At 60.1% G+C, this 19,739-nt stretch carries 15 protein-coding genes; 8 read left to right on the top strand and 7 right to left on the bottom strand.

What is annotated here, in order from left to right:
- From lepB to tadA, 7 genes are all read left to right on the top strand, one after another.
- Complete coding sequence (gene lepB, locus QMK52_RS01825; protein WP_005785144.1) at positions 1–855, top strand: signal peptidase I; 855 nt, start codon at positions 1–3, stop codon at positions 853–855.
- 152 nt (positions 856–1,007) lie between these two features.
- Positions 1,008–1,697, top strand: coding sequence for a ribonuclease III (gene rnc / locus QMK52_RS01820; protein ID WP_005785145.1), 690 nt, complete (start codon positions 1,008–1,010; stop codon positions 1,695–1,697).
- A complete protein-coding gene (era, locus tag QMK52_RS01815; protein WP_005785147.1) occupies positions 1,690–2,592 on the top strand; it encodes a GTPase Era in 903 nt (300 codons plus the stop codon). Before rnc ends, era begins: the two co-directional genes overlap by 8 nt.
- A 154-nt stretch (positions 2,593–2,746) precedes the next feature.
- Positions 2,747–3,436, top strand: a complete 690-nt coding sequence (gene recO / locus QMK52_RS01810) for a DNA repair protein RecO (RefSeq protein WP_005785148.1) — start codon at positions 2,747–2,749, stop codon at positions 3,434–3,436.
- 51 nt (positions 3,437–3,487) lie between these two features.
- Entirely contained in the window at positions 3,488–4,231 is a 744-nt protein-coding gene (gene pdxJ / locus QMK52_RS01805; protein ID WP_005785150.1) for a pyridoxine 5'-phosphate synthase, read from the top strand.
- A 225-nt stretch (positions 4,232–4,456) separates the two neighbouring features.
- Entirely contained in the window at positions 4,457–5,839 is a 1,383-nt protein-coding gene (locus QMK52_RS01800; RefSeq protein WP_320403763.1) for a multicopper oxidase family protein, read from the top strand.
- On the top strand, positions 5,839–6,336 hold the full coding sequence (tadA, locus tag QMK52_RS01795; RefSeq protein ID WP_005785153.1) for a tRNA adenosine(34) deaminase TadA: 498 nt from the start codon (positions 5,839–5,841) through the stop codon (positions 6,334–6,336). The genes QMK52_RS01800 and tadA overlap by 1 nt, the downstream gene beginning before the upstream one ends.
- Positions 6,337–6,476: 140 nt before the next feature.
- On the opposite strand, the gene cmoB is transcribed toward tadA, so the two are convergent.
- The 6 genes from cmoB to QMK52_RS01765 all read right to left on the bottom strand — a co-directional run bounded on the left by cmoB (position 6,477) and on the right by QMK52_RS01765 (position 15,608).
- The gene (gene cmoB / locus QMK52_RS01790; protein WP_320403762.1) at positions 6,477–7,433 is read right to left on the bottom strand and encodes a tRNA 5-methoxyuridine(34)/uridine 5-oxyacetic acid(34) synthase CmoB; all 957 of its coding nucleotides are present in this window, start codon (positions 7,431–7,433) and stop codon (positions 6,477–6,479) included.
- A complete protein-coding gene (gene cmoA / locus QMK52_RS01785) occupies positions 7,430–8,173 on the bottom strand; it encodes a carboxy-S-adenosyl-L-methionine synthase CmoA (RefSeq protein WP_005785157.1) in 744 nt (247 codons plus the stop codon). Before cmoA ends, cmoB begins: the two co-directional genes overlap by 4 nt.
- Before the next feature lie 35 nt (positions 8,174–8,208).
- A complete protein-coding gene (locus QMK52_RS01780; RefSeq protein WP_320403761.1) occupies positions 8,209–8,865 on the bottom strand; it encodes a lysoplasmalogenase in 657 nt (218 codons plus the stop codon).
- A gap of 1 nt (position 8,866) precedes the next feature.
- A complete protein-coding gene (locus QMK52_RS01775) occupies positions 8,867–9,256 on the bottom strand; it encodes a protease inhibitor I42 family protein (RefSeq protein WP_320403760.1) in 390 nt (129 codons plus the stop codon).
- 200 nt (positions 9,257–9,456) lie between these two features.
- Positions 9,457–11,877, bottom strand: coding sequence for an endopeptidase La (gene lon, locus QMK52_RS01770; protein ID WP_122736131.1), 2,421 nt, complete (start codon positions 11,875–11,877; stop codon positions 9,457–9,459).
- A gap of 176 nt (positions 11,878–12,053) precedes the next feature.
- Positions 12,054–15,608, bottom strand: a complete 3,555-nt coding sequence (locus QMK52_RS01765) for a YncE family protein (RefSeq protein WP_320403759.1) — start codon at positions 15,606–15,608, stop codon at positions 12,054–12,056.
- Positions 15,609–15,958: 350 nt separating this feature from the next.
- On the opposite strand from QMK52_RS01765, the gene QMK52_RS01760 reads away from it, so the two are divergent.
- Positions 15,959–18,295 (top strand): putative bifunctional diguanylate cyclase/phosphodiesterase, encoded by a 2,337-nt coding sequence (locus QMK52_RS01760; protein WP_320403758.1) that lies wholly within the window; start codon positions 15,959–15,961, stop codon positions 18,293–18,295.
- Here QMK52_RS01760 and QMK52_RS01755 read toward each other — a convergent pair.
- The gene (locus QMK52_RS01755) at positions 18,292–19,713 is read right to left on the bottom strand and encodes a pyridoxal phosphate-dependent decarboxylase family protein (RefSeq protein ID WP_320403757.1); all 1,422 of its coding nucleotides are present in this window, start codon (positions 19,711–19,713) and stop codon (positions 18,292–18,294) included. The genes QMK52_RS01760 and QMK52_RS01755 overlap by 4 nt on opposite strands.
- Positions 19,714–19,739 lie beyond the last annotated feature (26 nt).

Genomic DNA, 19,739 nt, shown 5'->3' with positions numbered 1-19,739 from the left:
ATGTCACTAAATTTCCCGCTGTTGCTGGTTATCGCCGTCGCCGTTTGCGGCCTCCTGGCGTTGCTCGATCTGGTGTTCTTCGCCCCGCGTCGGCGGTCGGCCATTGCTTCCTATCAGGGCAGTGTCAGCCAGCCCGATGCGGTGGTGGTCGAGAAGCTGAACAAAGAGCCCTTGCTGGTTGAATACGGCAAGTCGTTCTTCCCGGTGTTGTTCATCGTGCTGGTGCTGCGTTCGTTCCTGGTGGAGCCGTTCCAGATCCCTTCTGGGTCGATGAAGCCGACCCTGGACGTGGGCGACTTTATCCTGGTGAACAAGTTTTCCTACGGGATCCGCTTGCCGGTGATCGACAAGAAAGTCATCGAGATCGGTGACCCGCAGCGCGGCGATGTGATGGTATTCCGCTACCCGAGCGACCCTAACGTCAACTACATCAAGCGTGTAGTCGGCCTGCCGGGCGACGTGGTGCGCTACACCAGCGACAAGCGCCTGTTCATCAACGGTGAATCGGTGGCCGAGAAGCTGCTGGGCGCCGAGCCGAACACCCTGGGCAGCGCCGAGCTGTACCAGGAAAAACTCGGTGCGGTAGAGCACGAGATCCGCAAGGAAATGAGCCGCTACCGCGCAATGCCTGATGGCCAGTGGAAAGTACCCGCCGGGCACTACTTCATGATGGGCGACAACCGCGACAACTCCAATGACAGCCGTTACTGGGATGACCCCAATATTCCCAAGGACCTGCTGGGCATGGTGCCCGACGAGAACATCGTCGGCAAAGCCTTCGCGGTCTGGATGAGTTGGCCGGAGCCCAAGCTCAGCCACCTGCCGAACTTCTCGCGGGTCGGGCTGATCAAGTAATACAGGCGGCGCTGTGAACACAGCGCCGAATGCTTTTCTGGGGTTTGGACAATTAATCGTCCGGCCCCATGCAGCACCAACCAGGATGTGAATTTGAACACTGCGTCAATCGTCGATGGCCGCCGGTGCCACCAACTAGATATGGATAAACCGTGACCGTTTCTCTAAGTCGTCTCGAGCGCCAGCTCGGCTACACCTTCAAGGACCCCGAATTGATGGTCCTTGCCCTCACACACCGCAGCTTTGCAGGGCGCAATAACGAGCGCCTGGAATTCCTCGGTGATGCCATCCTCAATTTTGCCGCCGGTGAGGCGCTGTTCGAGCGTTTTCCTCAAGCGCGCGAAGGCCAGCTTTCGCGCCTGCGGGCGCGCCTTGTGAAAGGCGAGACCCTGGCCGTGCTGGCCCGAGGTTTCGGCCTGGGCGAGTACCTGCGGTTGGGGTCCGGTGAATTGAAAAGCGGCGGTTTCCGTCGCGAATCGATTCTGGCTGATGCCCTGGAAGCCTTGATCGGCGCGATCTACCTCGATGCAGGGATGGAGACGGCCAAGGAGCGCGTGGTCGCCTGGCTGGCTTCTGAAATCGAAAGCCTGACACTGGTCGACACCAACAAAGATCCCAAGACCCGCCTGCAGGAATACCTGCAGTCCCGCGGTTGCGAACTGCCACGCTACGAAGTGGTGGATATCCAGGGTGAGCCCCATTGCCGCGTGTTCTTCGTGGAATGTGAAATCACCCTATTGAATGAAAAAAGCCGAGGTCAGGGTGTGAGCCGTCGTATTGCCGAACAGGTAGCGGCCGCTGCAGCACTGATTGCCCTGGGCGTGGAGAATGGCCATGACTGATTCAACCGCAACACGCTGTGGCTATGTTGCCATCGTCGGCCGCCCGAACGTGGGCAAGTCCACGCTGCTCAACCACATCCTCGGTCAGAAACTCGCGATCACTTCGCGCAAGCCCCAGACCACTCGTCACAACATGTTGGGCATCAAGACCGAAGGCAACGTGCAAGCGGTGTATGTCGATACCCCGGGCATGCACAAAGGCGGTGAGAAAGCCCTGAACCGCTACATGAACAAGACCGCTTCGGCGGCGTTGAAAGACGTCGACGTGGTGATCTTCGTGGTCGACCGCACCAAGTGGACCGACGAAGACCAGATGGTTCTCGAGCGTGTGCAGTACGTCACCGGCCCCTTGATCGTCGCGTTGAACAAGACCGACCGCATCGAAGACAAGGCCGAGCTGATGCCGCACCTGACCTGGTTGCAGGAACAACTGCCGAACGCCCAGATCATGCCGATCTCGGCCCAGCACGGCCACAACCTCGAAGCCCTGGAGCGCGTGATTGCCGGTTACCTGCCGGAAAACGAGCATTTCTTCCCGGAAGACCAGATCACCGACCGCAGCAGCCGCTTCCTCGCCGCCGAGCTGGTACGCGAGAAAATCATGCGTCAGATGGGTGCCGAGCTGCCATACCAGATCACCGTGGAAATCGAAGAGTTCAAGCAGCAGGGCAAGACCCTGCATATCCATGCGCTGATCCTCGTCGAGCGTGACGGCCAGAAAAAAATCATCATTGGCGACAAGGGCGAGCGCATCAAGCGCATCGGCACTGAAGCGCGCAAGGATATGGAATTGCTGTTCGACTCCAAGATCATGCTTAACCTGTGGGTGAAGGTTAAGGGTGGCTGGTCCGATGATGAGCGTGCGTTGCGCTCACTGGGCTACGGCGACCTTTAAGAACACCGCAGGGTAAAAAATGTGGGAGGGGGCTTGCTCCCGATAGCGGAGGGTCAGTCACTTATTTGTTAACTGACCCACCGCCATCGGGAGCAAGCCCCCTCCCATATTAGGTTGTGTGGTTTTCAAAATTGCATTCCAGCAGTGAGTTCCCATGTCTCAATCCCCACCTCCCAGCCAACTCGCCTACGTGCTGCACAGCCGCGCCTATCGCGAGACCAGCGCGCTGGTGGACTTCCTCACGCCTCAAGGCCGCCTGCGTGCGGTGCTGCGCAGCGCACGGGGTAAGGCAGGTACCTTGGCGCGGCCATTCGTGGCGCTGGATGTGGAGTTTCGCGGCAAGGGCGAGCTGAAAAACGTCGGCCGCCTGGAAAGCGTCGGCACTTCCGCCTGGCTTAACGGTGATGCACTGTTCAGCGGCCTTTACCTCAATGAACTGCTGATCCGACTGTTGCCCGCCGAAGACCCGCACCCGGCAGTCTTCGATCACTACGCTGCCACCTTGCTGGCCCTCGCTGAAGGCCGGCCCCTGGAGCCGCTGCTGCGCGCCTTCGAATGGCGCTTGCTCGACGACCTGGGCTATGGCTTTGAATTGCACAACGACCTGCACGGCGATCCCGTCGCCGCCGACGGCATGTACCGCCTGCAAGTGGATGCGGGCCTTGAACGCGTGTACCTGTTGCAGCCGGGGCTGTTCCAGGGCAGCGAACTGCTGGCCATGAGCGATGCGGACTGGAGCGCGCCGGGCGCCTTGTCCGCCGCCAAGCGCCTGATGCGCCAGGCCCTGGCCGTGCACCTGGGCGGGCGACCGCTGGTCAGTCGCGAGTTGTTTCGAAAGCCCTGACATCCCCGTGTATGCTGTGCACCGATTCTTTCCCTTTTCAGGAGCGCTTCCGTGACCACCAGCAATCGCATTCTTCTTGGCGTCAACATCGACCACGTCGCCACCCTGCGCCAGGCCCGGGGCACCCGTTACCCTGACCCGGTCAAGGCCGCGCTGGACGCCGAAGAAGCGGGCGCCGACGGCATTACCGTGCACCTGCGCGAAGACCGCCGCCACATCCAGGAGCGCGACGTGCTGCTGCTCAAGGACGTGCTGCAAACCCGCATGAACTTCGAAATGGGCGTCACCGAAGAAATGATGGCGTTTGCCGAGCGCATTCGCCCGGCGCATATCTGCCTGGTGCCCGAAACCCGCCAGGAGCTGACCACCGAGGGCGGCCTCGACGTCGCCGGCCAGGAAGCGCGGATCAAGGCCGCGGTGGAGCGCCTGTCGAAGATCGGCAGTGAAGTCTCGTTGTTCATCGACGCCGACGAGCGCCAGATCGAAGCCTCGCGCCGGGTTGGTGCCCCGGCCATCGAATTGCACACTGGCCGTTACGCCGACGCCACCACCCCGACTGAAGTGGCCGACGAGCTGCAACGCATCATCGACGGCGTGAACTGCGGGCTCAACGAAGGCTTGATCGTCAACGCCGGCCATGGCTTGCACTACCACAACGTCGAAGCTGTGGCGGCGATCAAGGGCATCAACGAACTGAATATCGGCCATGCGCTGGTGGCCCATGCGTTGTTCGTCGGTTTCAAAGGCGCCGTGGCCGAGATGAAAGCCCTGATTCTGGCCGCTGCCAAGCATTAATAAACAATGAAGATCAATGTGGGAGCTGGCTTGCCTGCGATAGCGGAGTATCAGTTGATGCATTCGTAGCTGACCCACCGCAATCGCAGGCAAGCCAGCTCCCACATGACGAGTCTTCGGCGTTTTCAATGTGCGGCAATGCGAAGCCTTACTGTTTAGCCGACGCAGGTGTATCGTATCAGCCCTTTGCGGGCCCTTGGCCTGCGGCAGATACGCGAGGTTGTTGTGTCCCGATCCTTTTCCCGTCGACAAATCCTGGGTGGTCTTGCTGGCCTGGCCGTAGTAGGCGTCGGTGCCGGCGGTGGCTACCGCTACTGGCTGGGGAAAGTCGCTGAGTCCGAGGCCGGGCACGATTACGAGTTGATTGCGGCGCCCCTGGACGTAGAGTTGGTACCGGGGTACAAGACCCAAGCCTGGGCATTCGGCCCTTCGGCGCCTGGCACCGAGTTGCGTGTGCGCCAGGGCGAATGGCTGCGGGTACGTTTCATCAATCACCTGCCGGTCGCCACTACCATCCACTGGCACGGCATCCGCCTGCCGATGGAAATGGACGGCGTCCCCTACGTTTCGCAATTGCCGGTGCTGCCGGGCGAATACTTCGACTACAAATTCCGCGTGCCCGATGCCGGCAGCTACTGGTATCACCCCCACGTAAGCAGCAGCGAAGAACTTGGCCGTGGCCTGGTCGGCCCATTGATTGTGGAAGAGCGCGAGCCCACCGGCTTCAAATACGAACGTACCTTGAGCCTGAAGAACTGGCACATTGACGAAGAGGGCGCGTTTGTCGAGTTCAGTATCCCCCGTGAAGCGGCGCGGGGCGGCACTGCAGGGCGCCTCTCCACCATCAACGGCGTGCCCCAGGCGGTCATCGACCTGCCCGCCGGGCAAATCACTCGCGTGCGCTTGCTCAACCTCGACAACACCCTGACTTATCGCCTCAACATCCCCGGCGTCGAAGCGCAGATCTACGCGTTGGACGGCAACCCCATCGAGCCGCGCCCGCTGGGCAAGGAATACTGGCTGGGCCCGGGGATGCGCATCTGTCTGGCAATCAAGGCCCCGCCGGTGGGTGAAGAATTGTCTATCCGCAACGGCCCGGTGCGCCTGGGCACCTTCCGTTCGGTGCCCAACACCGATGCGCCTACCCAGTGGCCACCGGCATTGCCGGCCAACCCGGTTGCCGAGCCGGACCTGGCCAATGCCGAGAAACTCAACTTCAATTTCGAATGGGTCGGTTCGGTGTCGGTCAACGTCGAAAACGGTAAGCCGCCCAGCCTGTGGCAGATCAACGGCCAGGCCTGGGACATCACCGACAAGACCTGTGCCGACCGCCCGATTGCCAGGCTTGAAAAGGGCAAGAGCTACATCTTTGAATTGAAGAACATGACCCAGTACCAGCACCCGATCCACCTGCATGGCATGAGCTTCAAGGTGATCGCGTCGAACCGCCACAAGGTCATCCCGTATTTCACCGACACCTACCTGCTGGGCAAGAACGAACGCGCCCGCGTGGCGCTGGTGGCGGATAACCCGGGAGTGTGGATGTTCCATTGCCACGTGATCGACCATATGGAAACCGGCCTGATGGCCGCTATCGAGGTGGCGTGATGCGCCAGATTCGCCCCAGCGCGATTATCGACCGCAGCCGCGACCAGGACTTTATGCGCGAAGCCCTCGCCCTGGCCGCCCAAGGCGCCGCACTGGGCGAAGTGCCGGTGGGTGCGGTGCTGGTGCAGGATGGTGCAATCATCGGTCGCGGCTTCAATTGCCCGATCAGCGGCAACGACCCCAGCGCCCATGCCGAAATGGTCGCGATCCGCGCCGCTGCGCAAGCGATCAGCAACTATCGCCTGGTGGGCAGCACGCTGTATGTGACCCTGGAACCGTGCAGCATGTGCGCCGGGTTGATCGTGCATTCACGCATCGCAAGGGTGGTGTATGGCGCACTGGAGCCCAAGGCCGGGATTGTGCAGAGCCAGGGGCAGTTTTTTACCCAGGGTTTTCTCAACCATAAGGTACTGTTTGAAGGCGGCGTGCTGGCCGAGGAGTGCGGCACGGTGTTGAGCGAGTTCTTCAAGGCTCGCCGGGCCAAGCCACCACTCTGAAGAACACTGAAGTATCAATGTGGGAGCTGGCTTGCCTGCGATAGCTATCTGTCAGTCACCCCAATCTTGACTGACCCACCGCTATCGCAGGCAAGCCAGCTCCCACATTTGATCTCCATTTTTTCAGGAAGATAGTGGACTTATTTGCGAGCGATGATCACCGCCCGCATCGGCGCCGGCAGCCCTTCGATGGTCTTGCTGTGATCTTCGGGGTCGAGGAAGTCACTGAGCGACTGATATTTCATCCATTCTGTTCCACGCTGTTCCTCAACCGTGGTCACGCTCACATCCACGCACCTCACCTCACTGAAGCCTGCACGGCGCAGCCACAACATCAATGCCGGCACCGAGGGCAGGAACCACACGTTACGCATCTGTGCATAACGGTCTTCCGGCACCAGCACCTGCTGCTGATCGCCTTCCACCACCAGGGTTTCCAGGACCAGCTCGCCGCCCTTGACCAAGGTGTCCTTGAGCGCCAGCAAGTGCTCGATCGGCGAGCGGCGATGGTAGAACACGCCCATGGAGAACACCGTGTCGAAGCCTTCCAGGTTCGCTGGCAAGTCTTCGAACGGGAACGGCAGGTGCCAGGCTTTGGGCTCAGACAGGTAACGTTGCACTGCCTGGAACTGGCAGAAGAACAGCCAGTTGGGGTCCACGCCAATCACACTGTCGGCGCCCGCGCCGAGCATTCGCCACATGTAGTAACCGTTGCCGCAGCCCACATCGAGGATGCGTTTGCCCTTCAAGTTCAAGTGCGGCGCAACCCGCGACCATTTCCAGTCCGAACGCCATTCGGTGTCCACATGCACGCCGAACAGGTGGAACGGGCCTTTGCGCCATGGGCTCAGCCCCATCAGTGCCGAGTGCATCCGGGTGCGGGTTTCGTCGTCGCAATCGGTGTCCAGCACCAGGCCGTTCAACAGGTCGACTTCGTTGGGCTGGATCTTCGGCAGTGCGTCCAAAGCACTCTGCCAACGCTCCAGGTCGCCGTGACCTTTTTCCATCTTGCTGTCGAGCTGCGCTTGCAGGCCCTGGGCCCAAACGGCCAAAGGAGTGCCGACCAGATGGCGGGCGAGGGGGGATAAATCAATCATGGCAAGGCAATCAACGAGGCAAAGTTAAGACACTGGAACCACGGCACGACTTTCGAGAACCCGGCTGCCAGCAGGCGTTCGCGGTGTTCTTCGAGGCTGTCGGGTTTCATGACGTTTTCGATGGCGCTGCGCTTCTGGGCGATTTCCAGTTCGCTGTAGCCGTTGGCGCGTTTGAACGCGATATGCAGGTCGGTCAGCAGTGCGTGTTCTTCAACATCGTTAAAGCGCAGCTTTTCCGAGAGGATCAACGCCCCGCCCGGCAGCAGCGATTGGCGGATACGCCCGAGCAACGCCAAACGTTCGTCAGGGGCGATAAATTGCAGGGTGAAGTTCAGTGCTACCACCGATGCCGGCTCAAATTTCAGCGCGAGGATATCGCCCTCGATCACCTCGACCGGCAGCAGCTCCTGGAACATCGAGTCCTGGCCGTTGAGGTATTCGCGGCAGCGCTCGACCATCGCCGCCGAGTTATCCACCGCGATCACCCGGCAGCCATCGGTGCGCACATGGCGACGCAGGGCTTGGGTCACGGCACCCAGGGACGCGCCCAGGTCATACAGCACGCTATCCGGCTGGGCAAATTGCGCGGCCAGCACGCCGAGGTTCTCGACGATGGTCGGGTAGCCCGGTACCGAGCGTTTGATCATGTCCGGGAACACCCGCACCACATCCTCGTTAAAGGCGAAGTCCGGCACCTGGGGCAGGGGCTGGGCGAATAGGCGATCGGGTTCTTTGCTCACGGTTGTTCCGGCGACGAGGGGGAAAGGCCGGCATTTTAGCCAAGTTGGCCCTCGGATGCGCGGGTTGTCTGATGGAAAGCTGAGGCGGTGATGCCCCATTGCCCGAGCCAATAAGTGGCGATCAACAAATAGGGCGCCGCATCGAAGGCCAATACAAACCGGTTGATACCGATCAACGTATCGGAAAACACAAACGACACCGCACCCGCTGCCGCCAGCAGTGCCGAGCGTTGCGGTACCGCGCTGCCCAACCTTGCCAATGCACGCCAGAGCATGGCGCTGATCACCAGCGCGTAAACCACCACCGGTATCAGCAACTCGCCTAAACCGTGGGAGATCAGGATGCCCAGCAGGATCGCCCCGACAGCCAGGGCCAGCACCAGCGGTACTATTGCCAGACGTCGACAGTCGCTGAAATAGGCTTTGAGGTAAGCCAGATGCGCAAATAGAAATGCGCCCAGGCCAAAGATAAACAGGTCCCCCGGCCAGGCGAGCAATACGTCGCCCACCACGGAAAAAATCAACCCCAGGCTGATCCAGCGTCGATAATCGGTAGGCGGCGCGTCATGCAGCCAACCCAGCAGTGCCAGAACCGGCAGTGGCTTGACCAGCAGGCACAGCAGCGTCGCGTGAGTCGCCAGGCCGTAGATAAAGGTACCGGCGCCCATCAAGGCAAGGATCAGCCAGGGCATATCAGTTCACCGTAATGGCGCAGTCAAAGGTTTCGACAGGTTCGGCTTCCGGCTCCCAGGGTTGCTGGGAGGTCAGGCGCAAACGGCCTTGCCCTGGGGCGAATGCCTGGAAGCGCCAGGTCGATTGACCACCGCCGCCGATCACACCGGATTCGGTGCTGCTATAGACCTCGGGGCTCAATGCGCGCAGAACACCGCCAGCGGAGTCCTGGATGGCCCAGCGGTAGCCAGTGGTGGGGTTGCTGGGCAAGGTGAGGATCAGGTTCTGATTGGTTTTAAGCTGGAGCGGGCAGGCGCTCTGGTTGTCCACGGTGACGTTTTGCTTCGGTGCACTGGCGCACGCGGCCAACAGGGCAAGGCTCAAGGGGAGAAGCAGGCGGGCAGTGGTCATGGAGGCTCCGTTTATACACGACGAAGGGCGAGCATAACCGAAGATGAGCCAGGGTGTGACAAGGAGGGTATGTGTCGCGGCCACTCACGCCATCGGGGGCAAGCCCCCTCCCACATTTGACCGCGTTGTCATCCACGACGCCGGTTCCCTGTGGGAGGGGGCTTGCCCCCGATGAGGCCGGTTCAGGCGCTAGAGCTCTATCAGAACAGCACCTTCGCCACATCCGCAAAGCGCTTGGCGAAGTGCACCGTCATGCCTTCCTTCAGGTACTCCGGCAACTCTTCAAAGCTGCCACGGTTGGGCTCCGGCAGGATCAGCTCGTGGATCTTCTGGCGCCGCGCCGCAATCACCTTTTCACGCACCCCGCCAATCGGCAGTACATGCCCGGTCAAGGTCAGTTCGCCGGTCATGGCCACGCCTTTCTTTGGCGGCTGGTTGCGTGCCAGCGACAGCAGCGCACTGGCCATGGTCACACCCGCACTCGGGCCGTCTTTCGGCGTGGCGCCTTCCGGCACGTGCAAGTGAACGAAGGCTTCGTCGAAGAACTTCGGATCACCGCCAAACGACTTCAGGTTCGAGCTGATGTAGCTGTAGGCGATTTCGGCGGATTCCTTCATCACTTCACCCAACTGCCCGGTGAGCTTGAAGCCGCGATTGAGCGTGTGGATACGCGTTGCTTCAATCGGCAAAGTGGCGCCGCCCATGCTGGTCCAGGCCAGGCCGGTGATCACGCCGGTGCCGGACAGCACCTGCTCGTTACGGAATACCGGCATCCCCAGGGAGCTTTCCAGGTCCTTGTTGCCGATCTTGATCACGCTGTCGGGCTCATCCAGCAGCTTGACCACCGCCTTGCGCACCAGTTTGCCCAGTTGTTTCTCCAACTGACGCACCCCGGCTTCCCGCGCATAACCGTCGATCAAAGCACGCAGCGCGCCGTCGCTGATGGTCAGGCTGTTTTTCGCGACGCCGGCTTTTTCCAGCTGTTTGGGCCACAGGTGGCGCTTGGCGATGGCGACTTTTTCTTCGGTGATATAACCCGACAGGCGAATCACTTCCATGCGGTCCAGCAACGGGCCCGGAATCGAGTCCAGTGTGTTGGCGGTGCACACGAACAGCACTTTGGACAGGTCCAGGCGCAGGTCCAGGTAGTGGTCGAGGAATTCGACGTTCTGCTCCGGGTCCAGGGTTTCCAGCAGCGCCGATGCCGGGTCGCCCTGGAAGCTCTGGCCCATCTTGTCGATCTCGTCGAGCATGATCACCGGGTTCATGACTTCCACGTCTTTCAGTGCCTGCACCAGTTTGCCGGGCAGGGCGCCGATGTAGGTGCGGCGATGGCCCTTGATCTCGGCCTCATCGCGCATACCGCCGACGCTGAAACGGTAGAACGGTCGGCCCAGGGACTCGGCAATGGATTTGCCCACGCTGGTCTTGCCCACGCCCGGCGGGCCTACCAGCAACACGATGGAGCCGGCGACTTCGCCTTTATAGGCGCCCACCGCGAGGAATTCGAGGATGCGACTCTTGATGTCATCCAGGCCCGCATGGTGTTTGTCCAGCACCTTGCGCGCGTGTTTGAGGTCGAGCTTATCTGCGCCGTACACGCCCCATGGCACCGAAGTGGCCCAGTCCAGGTAGTTGCGCGTGACGGCGTATTCCGGCGAGCCGGTCTCCAGGATCGACAGTTTGTTCAATTCTTCATCAATGCGTTTTTTCGCCTGGGCCGGCAGCACCTTGCCTTCCAGGCGCTGCTCGAACTGCTCGACGTCCGCACTGCGGTCGTCCTTGGTCAGGCCCAGCTCCTGCTGGATGACCTTGAGCTGTTCCTTGAGGAAGAATTCGCGCTGGTGCTCGCCGATCTTGCGGTTCACTTCGGCAGACAGTTCTTTTTGCAGGCGCGCCACTTCGACCTCTTTGCGCAGCATCGGCAGCACTTTTTCCATGCGCTTGAGCATGGGCACGCAGTCCAGCACTTCCTGCAACTCATTGCCTGTCGCCGAGGTGAGGGCGGCGGCGAAGTCGGTGAGCGGCGACGGGTCGTTGGGGCTGAAGCGGTTGAGGTAGTTCTTCAACTCTTCGCTGTACAGCGGGTTGAGCGGCAGCAGTTCCTTGATCGCATTGATCAACGCCATGCCGTAGGCCTTGACCTCGTCGGTGGGCTCGCTGGGCTGATGCGGGTATTCGACCTCCACCAGGTACGGTGGGCGATGGTGCTTGAGCCAGGTCTTGATGCGCACACGGGTCAGGCCTTGGGCCACGAATTGCAGCTTGCCGTTCTCGCGGCTGGCGTGGTGCACCTTGACCAGGGTGCCGTACAGCGGCAGGGCCGAGGTGTCGAAATGCCGTGGGTCTTCGGGCGGCGTGTCCATGAAAAACAGGGCAAGGGAGTGGTGGTCGGATTTGCTCACCAGCTCCAGGGTCTCGGCCCACGGCTCTTCATTGACGATCACCGGCAGCACTTGCGCCGGGAAAAACGGCCGGTTGTGGATCGGGATGATATAGACCTTGTCCGGCAGGTTCTGCCCAGGCAGCGCCAGGCCGGTGTTGGACGAGGCGGTTTCGGCGTTTTCGGGGTCGGCGTAATCGTTGAGGTCGTAATCAGGGACGTCTTGCTGGTCGCTCATGGGGCACCTGCATAAGGGAGTATGCAGGTTAGATGGGGCGGGGGAGCAGTGGTTTCAATGGTGGGGGTGAGATAGCAACATATTGCATGAGATTTCCGGGCATGGCGCAGATGGCCTCCGGCGCTGTAGAGCGGTTGAATGCCGCGTCCTGAGGCAGACGCGGCATTTTTCGGTGGTTACACGTTGACCACTGCTACGGTGTTGTTGCCGAAGTTGCAGACGAACAAGTACCTGCCATCCTCGCTGCACGCGAGGCCCGTGGGTTGATTGAAGCCAGGGATACTGCCCACCAGTTCCTCGGTCGTGGTGTCGATGATTCGGACGGTGTTGCTGGCGAACTCCGTCACGTAGGCCAGCGGTTTGACTGGGTGGAAGGCTACGCCCCGTGGAGTCGCCAGTCCGGTTAGGGATTTGACGTAAGTAAGGCCGTTGTTGTAGGTGTTGTAGATATCTACTTTTCCTAAGTTAGGCACACATACAAATAGCCGTTCGAAGGTGGCGAACAGTGGGGAGTGTGCTAGAGCACTTGCGATTCCGTTATTAGCGGCCGAGTGGGTGCGAACTTTGCTATTGATATCAACACGCTGTGTGTTCTCGCTAACTGAATAAAATGCTGTGCCTTGAGGGTTAGTTATTATCGCTCTGGAGCCGGTTTGGACTGTGGAGGCACTAGTCTCGTGCTTCTCTGTTACGGTGCTCCAATAGTAAATAAAAGTGCTGGTTAGAGGCCCGATAAAGAGTCGTGTTCCGCCTGGATTTAGGCATATTGCACGGGTATCACCGTGTAGCCAGTTGCCATAGCGGAAAGTGAAATTGCTGATATTTAAAATTGGATTTCTATGTGATGTGCCGGCACCTTCCACCGAGAAATACAGATTCGAGTTCGAAGGATGCAACGCCAATCCATTAATAACAGAACCCACCGTATTTACCGTCCGGGCCGTATTGTTCTCCAGATCAATTACCGAAATCGACGGCGTACGCCCATTTGCCACACACGCCTTTTTACCGTCCCGACTGACCGCGATATAAGTCGGCCCATTCCCCACGTCGATCTCCCGGACAATCCCCCCCGCCGCCCTGCGTACGCGGTATATGCCCACGTTAAAGCGCTGGGCTGTTTCCTCGCAATTGTACCCATCCATCGATACCCAGCCTTCTACGCGGACATCGGTGTCATCGGCGAAGTCTTCAAAATACTCGGTCGGTATCCGATCAAGCGTACGCCCGGCACTCACTTCTGCCGGTGTTACATCAATCGCGCGCCGCAGCGCCAGGTCGGTCGTGCTGTAGAGGTTGATCCCTACTGCGCGGCCGGCGCGGAAAAACGGCCAGGCCCTGATTTGTACCGAATTGGCTTTGTCAGGGTCGATCACCCCGTTCACCGCCTCCGGTACGCTCAGCAGGTTAAGCGTTTGCGCAGGGAAACGTTGCACCTGAACGGTAAGCCGAGGCGATTCAGTCGTGTCGTTGTCGCGCAGCACTTCGAAGTACACCTCGAAGGATTCGCCTGGGTACGCAGCGATAAAGTCACTGAGCCAGGCAAACGTGATGTAGTCATGACCCGCATCGGGAACACCACGTTTAGGCGGAATCTGCGGCGTGCCCACACCGGCTTTTCCCTCTATTTTCAGGGTGACCCAGTCATTGCGATCCATGGGGTAAGTGACCCTGAATGTAGTTGTGCGAGCAAACGGGGTCCATACGCGCAGGGGATCGAGGCTGACCCTGCAAGACGACACTGGGTCTGCTTCCACCAGGGTCGGGCATTCGGTCAGTTGCAACCCCACACCGACTTTGACGATCAGCGGCAGGGACCTACGCACGCTGACCGAGGGCGGAGTACGTACTTCCCAACGCAGCGTCACGGTTCCGTGTCTATTGTTCAGCAGTAGGGTGCGCGGGATGTAGAAGGGAAGGGTGTCGCCATACCAAGTGCCATCAACTTTGAGCCACGAGGTGGGAACCGAGTCGTTCGTCTTGCTTCCTTCGGCAAGTATCCTTACCTCATCGTTCAGAGCGATGCTCGAATGCCACTCGACGTTCGCTCTGAGATTGCCTTTGGTTACCAACTCATCAAACCGATGTTCAGGCGGTGGCGCGTCCGGTGACACGGGAGCGGGCAGGGGGAGAGCGATGTCACCGACCGGTACGGTAACCGCTTGCGAGGGGTTCTCGGCGTCTCGATTGACCACGTATTTTGCAGTGAACGCCGATCCCTCCAACGGCTTGAACACCAGTTGGTATCTGAACGAGAACCAAATGTAGTCCGGGTCATCTTCGGTTACGCGTAGGACGTCTGACGCATACACGTCGTCGCCGGAAGGTGTTTTACCGGTAATGGACAATTCGATCCTGTCATCTTTGATCAGCCTGCCGCGGGGCACTTTAATCCATACAGGGTCGATATTGGGCAGCGTGCCGTTGACCAGGCCTTCGACGATGGGCGCTGGGTATCGGTTGTCGACGGGTGTACCTCGAACCTTGTAAATAACGGTTTCGGACGGGACATTCTCTGGCTCTCCGGGGCGCACGCGTTCGTGGTAGGCAATCAGTGAAACGCCTACCAGTTGTTTGACAAAGGCCAGTGGCAGCCGGATGTCAACGCGCAGCAAATCCGGGCGCAGCACCGGATAAGTTTCAATGTGTTTGAGTGCTCCCGCCGAGGTCAACCCAAAGTAGGTGACGTGTAACTCATCGTTGATCTGCCAGCCGTCACCGTTCAGGCGGACCTTATAGTTCAGGTCGCGCGCGTGAGCATCGGCGTCGATGTAATACTCGTTATTGTCTGCATCGTACTCGTGTTCATGAACTTCCCCGGCGCTCAGGCTGGTGCCCGCGTACGTTCTGTTCTGTATGGTCCTTGGGATCGAAAAGCCGAAAGACTGGTTACCCACCCGGTCTCTCACATACCAGAGGGCGATATTCGCGCCCTTGGTCATCTCCATCCACTTGCCGTGTTCGATCGTCATGATGACCGGCTCGTTGCTGGCTGCCTCCGCGTTGGTCACTTGATGAGTACTGACCACCCCCCCAATGTTCACGTGGATGACGTCGCCCTCTTTGCGGTGATAAACCTGATCTACCGCCTGATTCACCGGGTATTTGGCGATGCGGATCTTGACGCCGTTGGTGATGTGTCCACTGTTTACGATGCCTGTGCTTTCGATGATGGGGTCTACGAATTCAATCCGCGCCAGGTTTTCGTTGGTCAACTCAGTACTGCCATCGGGGTCCAGGCCACCGGGCGCTTTGCTGTCCACCAAGATGCTGAATTCTCTGGTAGTGCCGCTGTTCACGCCTTTGACTACGCCTTGAAGTTTGTTTTGTGCCTGGTCGACAAACTTGAAACGATCTATCGTCAGGGTCACGGACCTGCCAACCCTGACGTCTTCCTCTGTGACGTTGTAATGAGCCGCTTCGATATCGTTAACATTAATGGATGCACGGTCGTCATAGGCCATATTGATCCAGGGTCTGAAGGTGCAGTTGACGCCCGAGGGGTTGACTATCAGCGCTGCGTTGTTGAGGCCTCCATCGGTACCCGGTATTGGGGTGATGTTCGCGATATTCAGCACCAAGTCGGAGAACGGAACTTTTTCCTCTTCTTCCTCTTCGAGCAACGTTGGGTTTGCAGGGTCTCCCGAAAGTCCTCCAGCAGGCTTGTCGCTTGAATCTGCAGAACGGGGGGCGCTGGGCACGTGTAACAGATGGTCTGGATCGTAAGACATGGCGGGCACCTGATTGTGATTGAGTCAGAAGTGCGACTCGCAGCCTGTGCTTGATCGAGCCGTAACTCATTCAATCCGACCCTTTTCACTTCGCCTAGCTGTGAGAAATGACAGTGCCGACCGACGGTACAGTGGGCTTTGCAGTGATGACGAAGACTTTTATGTCAAAAATATGGCGCGCCGGCCCCTGTTTTTACGGGTTTTACTTATCTCTAGTCCCAGCTAATCTGCGTGAATTGAATATTCGCTCTAAATGAATGTTTTTTTGACGGCGGATCAGGTCGCCAGGGACAGGTATGAGAACAGGATGGAGTCACGCGCAGCGGCGGGTGATACCCGAAGGCACGCCCATGCACTGGCTGCACACCTTTCAAACCCGGATTGCCGGAGTACTGGCGCTGTTGTTGCTGGTGGTGGTGGCGGCCACATATTTCGCCGTCAAGGCCGCTACTACCCGCGCCGTGGAGAACCAGGCCCAGGTGCAGTTGGACACTGGGCGGCAGGTGTTCGAGCGCTTGTTGGACCTGCGCGGCCGCCGCCTGCAATATGGGTTGGACTGGCTCACCATCGATGGCCCGTTCAAGCAGGCCGTGGCCGGTGGCGCAACGGTGCCGATCCTGGAGGCCCTGGGGCGCCACGGTACGGGGGTCAATTCCAGCGAAGTGTTCGTGTTGGGCCTGGATGACAGGGTCATGGTCAGTACCTTGCTGACGATGAAGCAAGGGGAGGCGTTCCCTTATGCCAATGCATTGCGCAGCGCGCGCCGCAGCGGCCAGCAAATGTTGATCGTCGCCATGGCTGGGCGCCCCTACTTGCTGGTGCAGAAGGAAGTCCTTGAACCTGCGCCCATCGCCCGAGTGATCATGGGCTTTCCCATGGATACGCAATTTGCCCATGAGTTGCGCTCCATGAGCAACCTTGAGGTGTCGTTCCTCAGTGTGCAAGGCGGCCATGTCGGCCAGCTCTTCACTACCCAGCCGGGCAGTGTGCGCCCGAGCGTCATCGACCTGCTGCTGGGCACGTCGATCGATCCGCAGGCGCGGGTCCATGGGTTCCATGGCCAGCGCGTGCTCAGCCAGGTGTTGCCCTTGGCCAATAGCGGCGAAGGCGATGAAGTGCGCGTGCTGCTGCAAAGCCCGCTGGACCACGCCCTGGAATCCTTCGCACCGCTGGACCGGCAGTTTCTGGTGATTGCCGTGGCGGTGCTGTTGGTCTCGCTGGGGGCGGCGTTGTTTCTTGCGCGGCGTGTATCACGCCCGCTCAATGCATTGGTGCGGGCCGCTGAGCGGATCGGCGCCGGTGACTACCACACGCCGGTGCGGGTGCGCAGCCACGATGAGTTCGGCCTCTTGGCCCGCGCTTTCAATGCCATGCAAAGCGGCATCGCCGTGCGCGAACGACAGTTGGCCCATAACGCCTTGCATGATGCGCTCACCGGCCTGCCTAATCGTGCCCTGGCCATGGAGCGTCTGGGCAGTGCGATCAGTGCGCGGCGGCCGGTGGTGTTGCTGTACCTGGGGATTGAAAACTATCGGGTCATCAACGAAGGCTTCGGCCCCCAGGGTGTGGAAGAAATGTTGTGCGAAGCCAGCCGCTGCCTGTCCATGAGCCTGCTGGCCAGCGACACCGCCGCGCGCATTGCCGGCAGTGAGTTTCTGCTGTTGCTGGAAAACACCGAAATCGACTCCGCCGTCGCCCGTGCCGACCGCGTGTACGGGCTGCTGACCGAACCCCAGCGCATCGGTAACGATGAAGTGCGTCATGAAGTGAGCATCGGCATTGCCGCGTATCCCGCAGACGGTCAGCAGGTCGAGGAACTGATCAACCGCGCCGCCATCGCTCGGCATGACGCGGCCACCATGCCGGGGCATTTGCAGATCTACCAGCCTGATCGCGACCTCGCTCACCAACGCCAGATTACCTTGATCCGCGATCTGCGCCGGGCGGTGGTCGAAGGCGAGTTGTTCCTGTGCTATCAGCCCAAGCTCGACCTCAAGCACGGCCATGTGGGCCAGGCGGAAGCCTTGCTGCGTTGGCAACACCCGACCCTTGGGCAAGTGTCGCCCACAGAATTCATTCCCCTGGCCGAACGCACCGGCAGCATGGGGCCCCTGACCTTATGGGTGATTGAGGAGGCCATCCGCCAGATTGCCGAATGGGCGCTGCGTGGCCTGGTGATTCAACTGTCGGTGAATATCTCGGTGAACGACCTGGTCGATGACGACTTGGCCATTCGCGTCACTGCGCTATTGATCCACTACGAGGTGAGCGCCGAGCATTTGCTTTTCGAAATCACCGAAAGCGCCATCATGCACAATCCACAGCAAGCCCTCAGCGTGCTGGAACAACTGCGCGGCTGCGGCATCAGCCTGTCGGTGGACGACTTCGGTACCGGTTACTCATCACTGGCGCAGTTGCAGCGCCTGCCGGTACAGGAGTTGAAGATCGACCAGTCGTTCATACGCAACCTCGACAGCACCAGCGGCGACGGCGTGATCGTGCGCTCCACCATCGAGATGAGCCACAACCTGGGCCTCAAGGTAGTGGCCGAGGGGGTGGAGTTCGAGCACAGCCTCACCCTGCTCAAGCACTGGCAGTGCGACACGGCCCAGGGCTACCTGATCAGCCGGCCACTGAATGCCATGGCGTTCGAGCGCTGGATGCGCCGTGCGCGGGTGTCGACCTAAGAATGCGTTTGCTCGACCAGGCTTTGCAGCCGCGTCCATAACCGTTCGACATGCTGGCGCTCGGTGCCCAATGCTCCGATGGACACCCGCACCATCCAGCGCTCTTCGAGGAGGGCCGGGGTGACATAGGCATGACCGGACTGGTTGAGCTTTTCTGCCCAGGCCCGCGTGTGCTGATCCAGCGCCTCGCCGTTCAGCCCTGGCGGTTCATGGCGAATACACAGGGTTTGCAGGGCTGGCGCGGCCACCAGTTTCCATTGCGCGCTGCTTTCGATCTGTTCAGCCAGCCAGCGTGCATTGGCCAGGTCGCGCCTCAGCCGTGCCTGCAAGCCGCTGACGCCTTGTTCGCGTATCAGAAACCACAGCTTCAGGGCACGGAAGCGGCTGCCCAGTGAAATCCGCCAGTCGCGGTAGTTTCTGACCTGGCCGTCGGCACTGGACTGCAAGTAGCTCGGGTTGGTGGTCATGATGCGAATCAAATGCTCGGGGTCGCGCACGAAGTACACCGAGCAATCGAAGGCCGCGCCCAGCCATTTGTGCGGGTTGAGCACCAGGGAGTCGGCTTTTTCGATGCCCTGCCACAGTGCCCGGCATTCCGGCAGGATCATCGCAGCGCCGGCCATGGCCGAGTCCACATGCAGCCACACACCGTGGCGTTGGGTCAGGTCGCCAATCGCATCCAGAGGGTCGATCGCCATGGCGGCTGTGGTCCCGGTGGTAGCAATTACTACGCAGGGGCGATTGCCGGCGGCCAGGTCCTGTTCGATGGCGTGCGCCAATGCCTGGGGCGACATTGCATTGTGTTGGTCGGTGGCGATGGTGCGGATATGGTTCTGGCCGAATCCGGCCAGGATCGCCGCCTTGTTGACCGAGCTATGGGCGTGGGCTGAGGTGTAGACGATCAGGGGCGCGCCGCTGTTTTGCAGGCCGTCATGCATCAGCGCGTAATCGGAGCTGCGCTCCCTGGCGCTGATGAGGGCCACCAGGGTGGAGGTGGACGCGGAGTCCTGGATCACGCCGCTCCAGGCGCTGCTCAGGCCGAGCATGTCGCGCAGCCAATCGGTGGTCACTTCTTCGATTTCGGTGAGGGCCGGGCTGGATTGCCAGGACAAGCCCACCACACCCAGGCCAGTGCTCAGGCAATCGCCCAGCACCGAAGACAGCTCCACGTTGGAAGGGAAGAAGCCGAAAAAACTCGGATGCTGCCAATGCAGCAGCCCGGGCATGATCAGCTTTTCGACATCGCCCATGATCTGTTCGAACGGTTCGGCGCTGTCAGGCGGGCTCGCTGGCAGGGCGGCCTTGATTTCGCCAGGCACCGTGTTGGGCTGCACGCCGCGTTGCTCGATGTTTTCTCGATAGTCTGCGATCAGGTCGATCATGGCGTAGCCATGGCGACGGAATTCTTCGGGGGTCATATCAACATGTCCATTTGCAAGCGCGA

Source organism: Pseudomonas sp. P9_2 (assembly GCF_034008255.1).
Lineage (GTDB): Bacteria > Pseudomonadota > Gammaproteobacteria > Pseudomonadales > Pseudomonadaceae > Aquipseudomonas > Aquipseudomonas synxantha_A.
The sequence above is the reverse complement of the archived record's forward strand: the minus strand, read 5'-3'. Positions and strand labels throughout refer to the sequence as shown.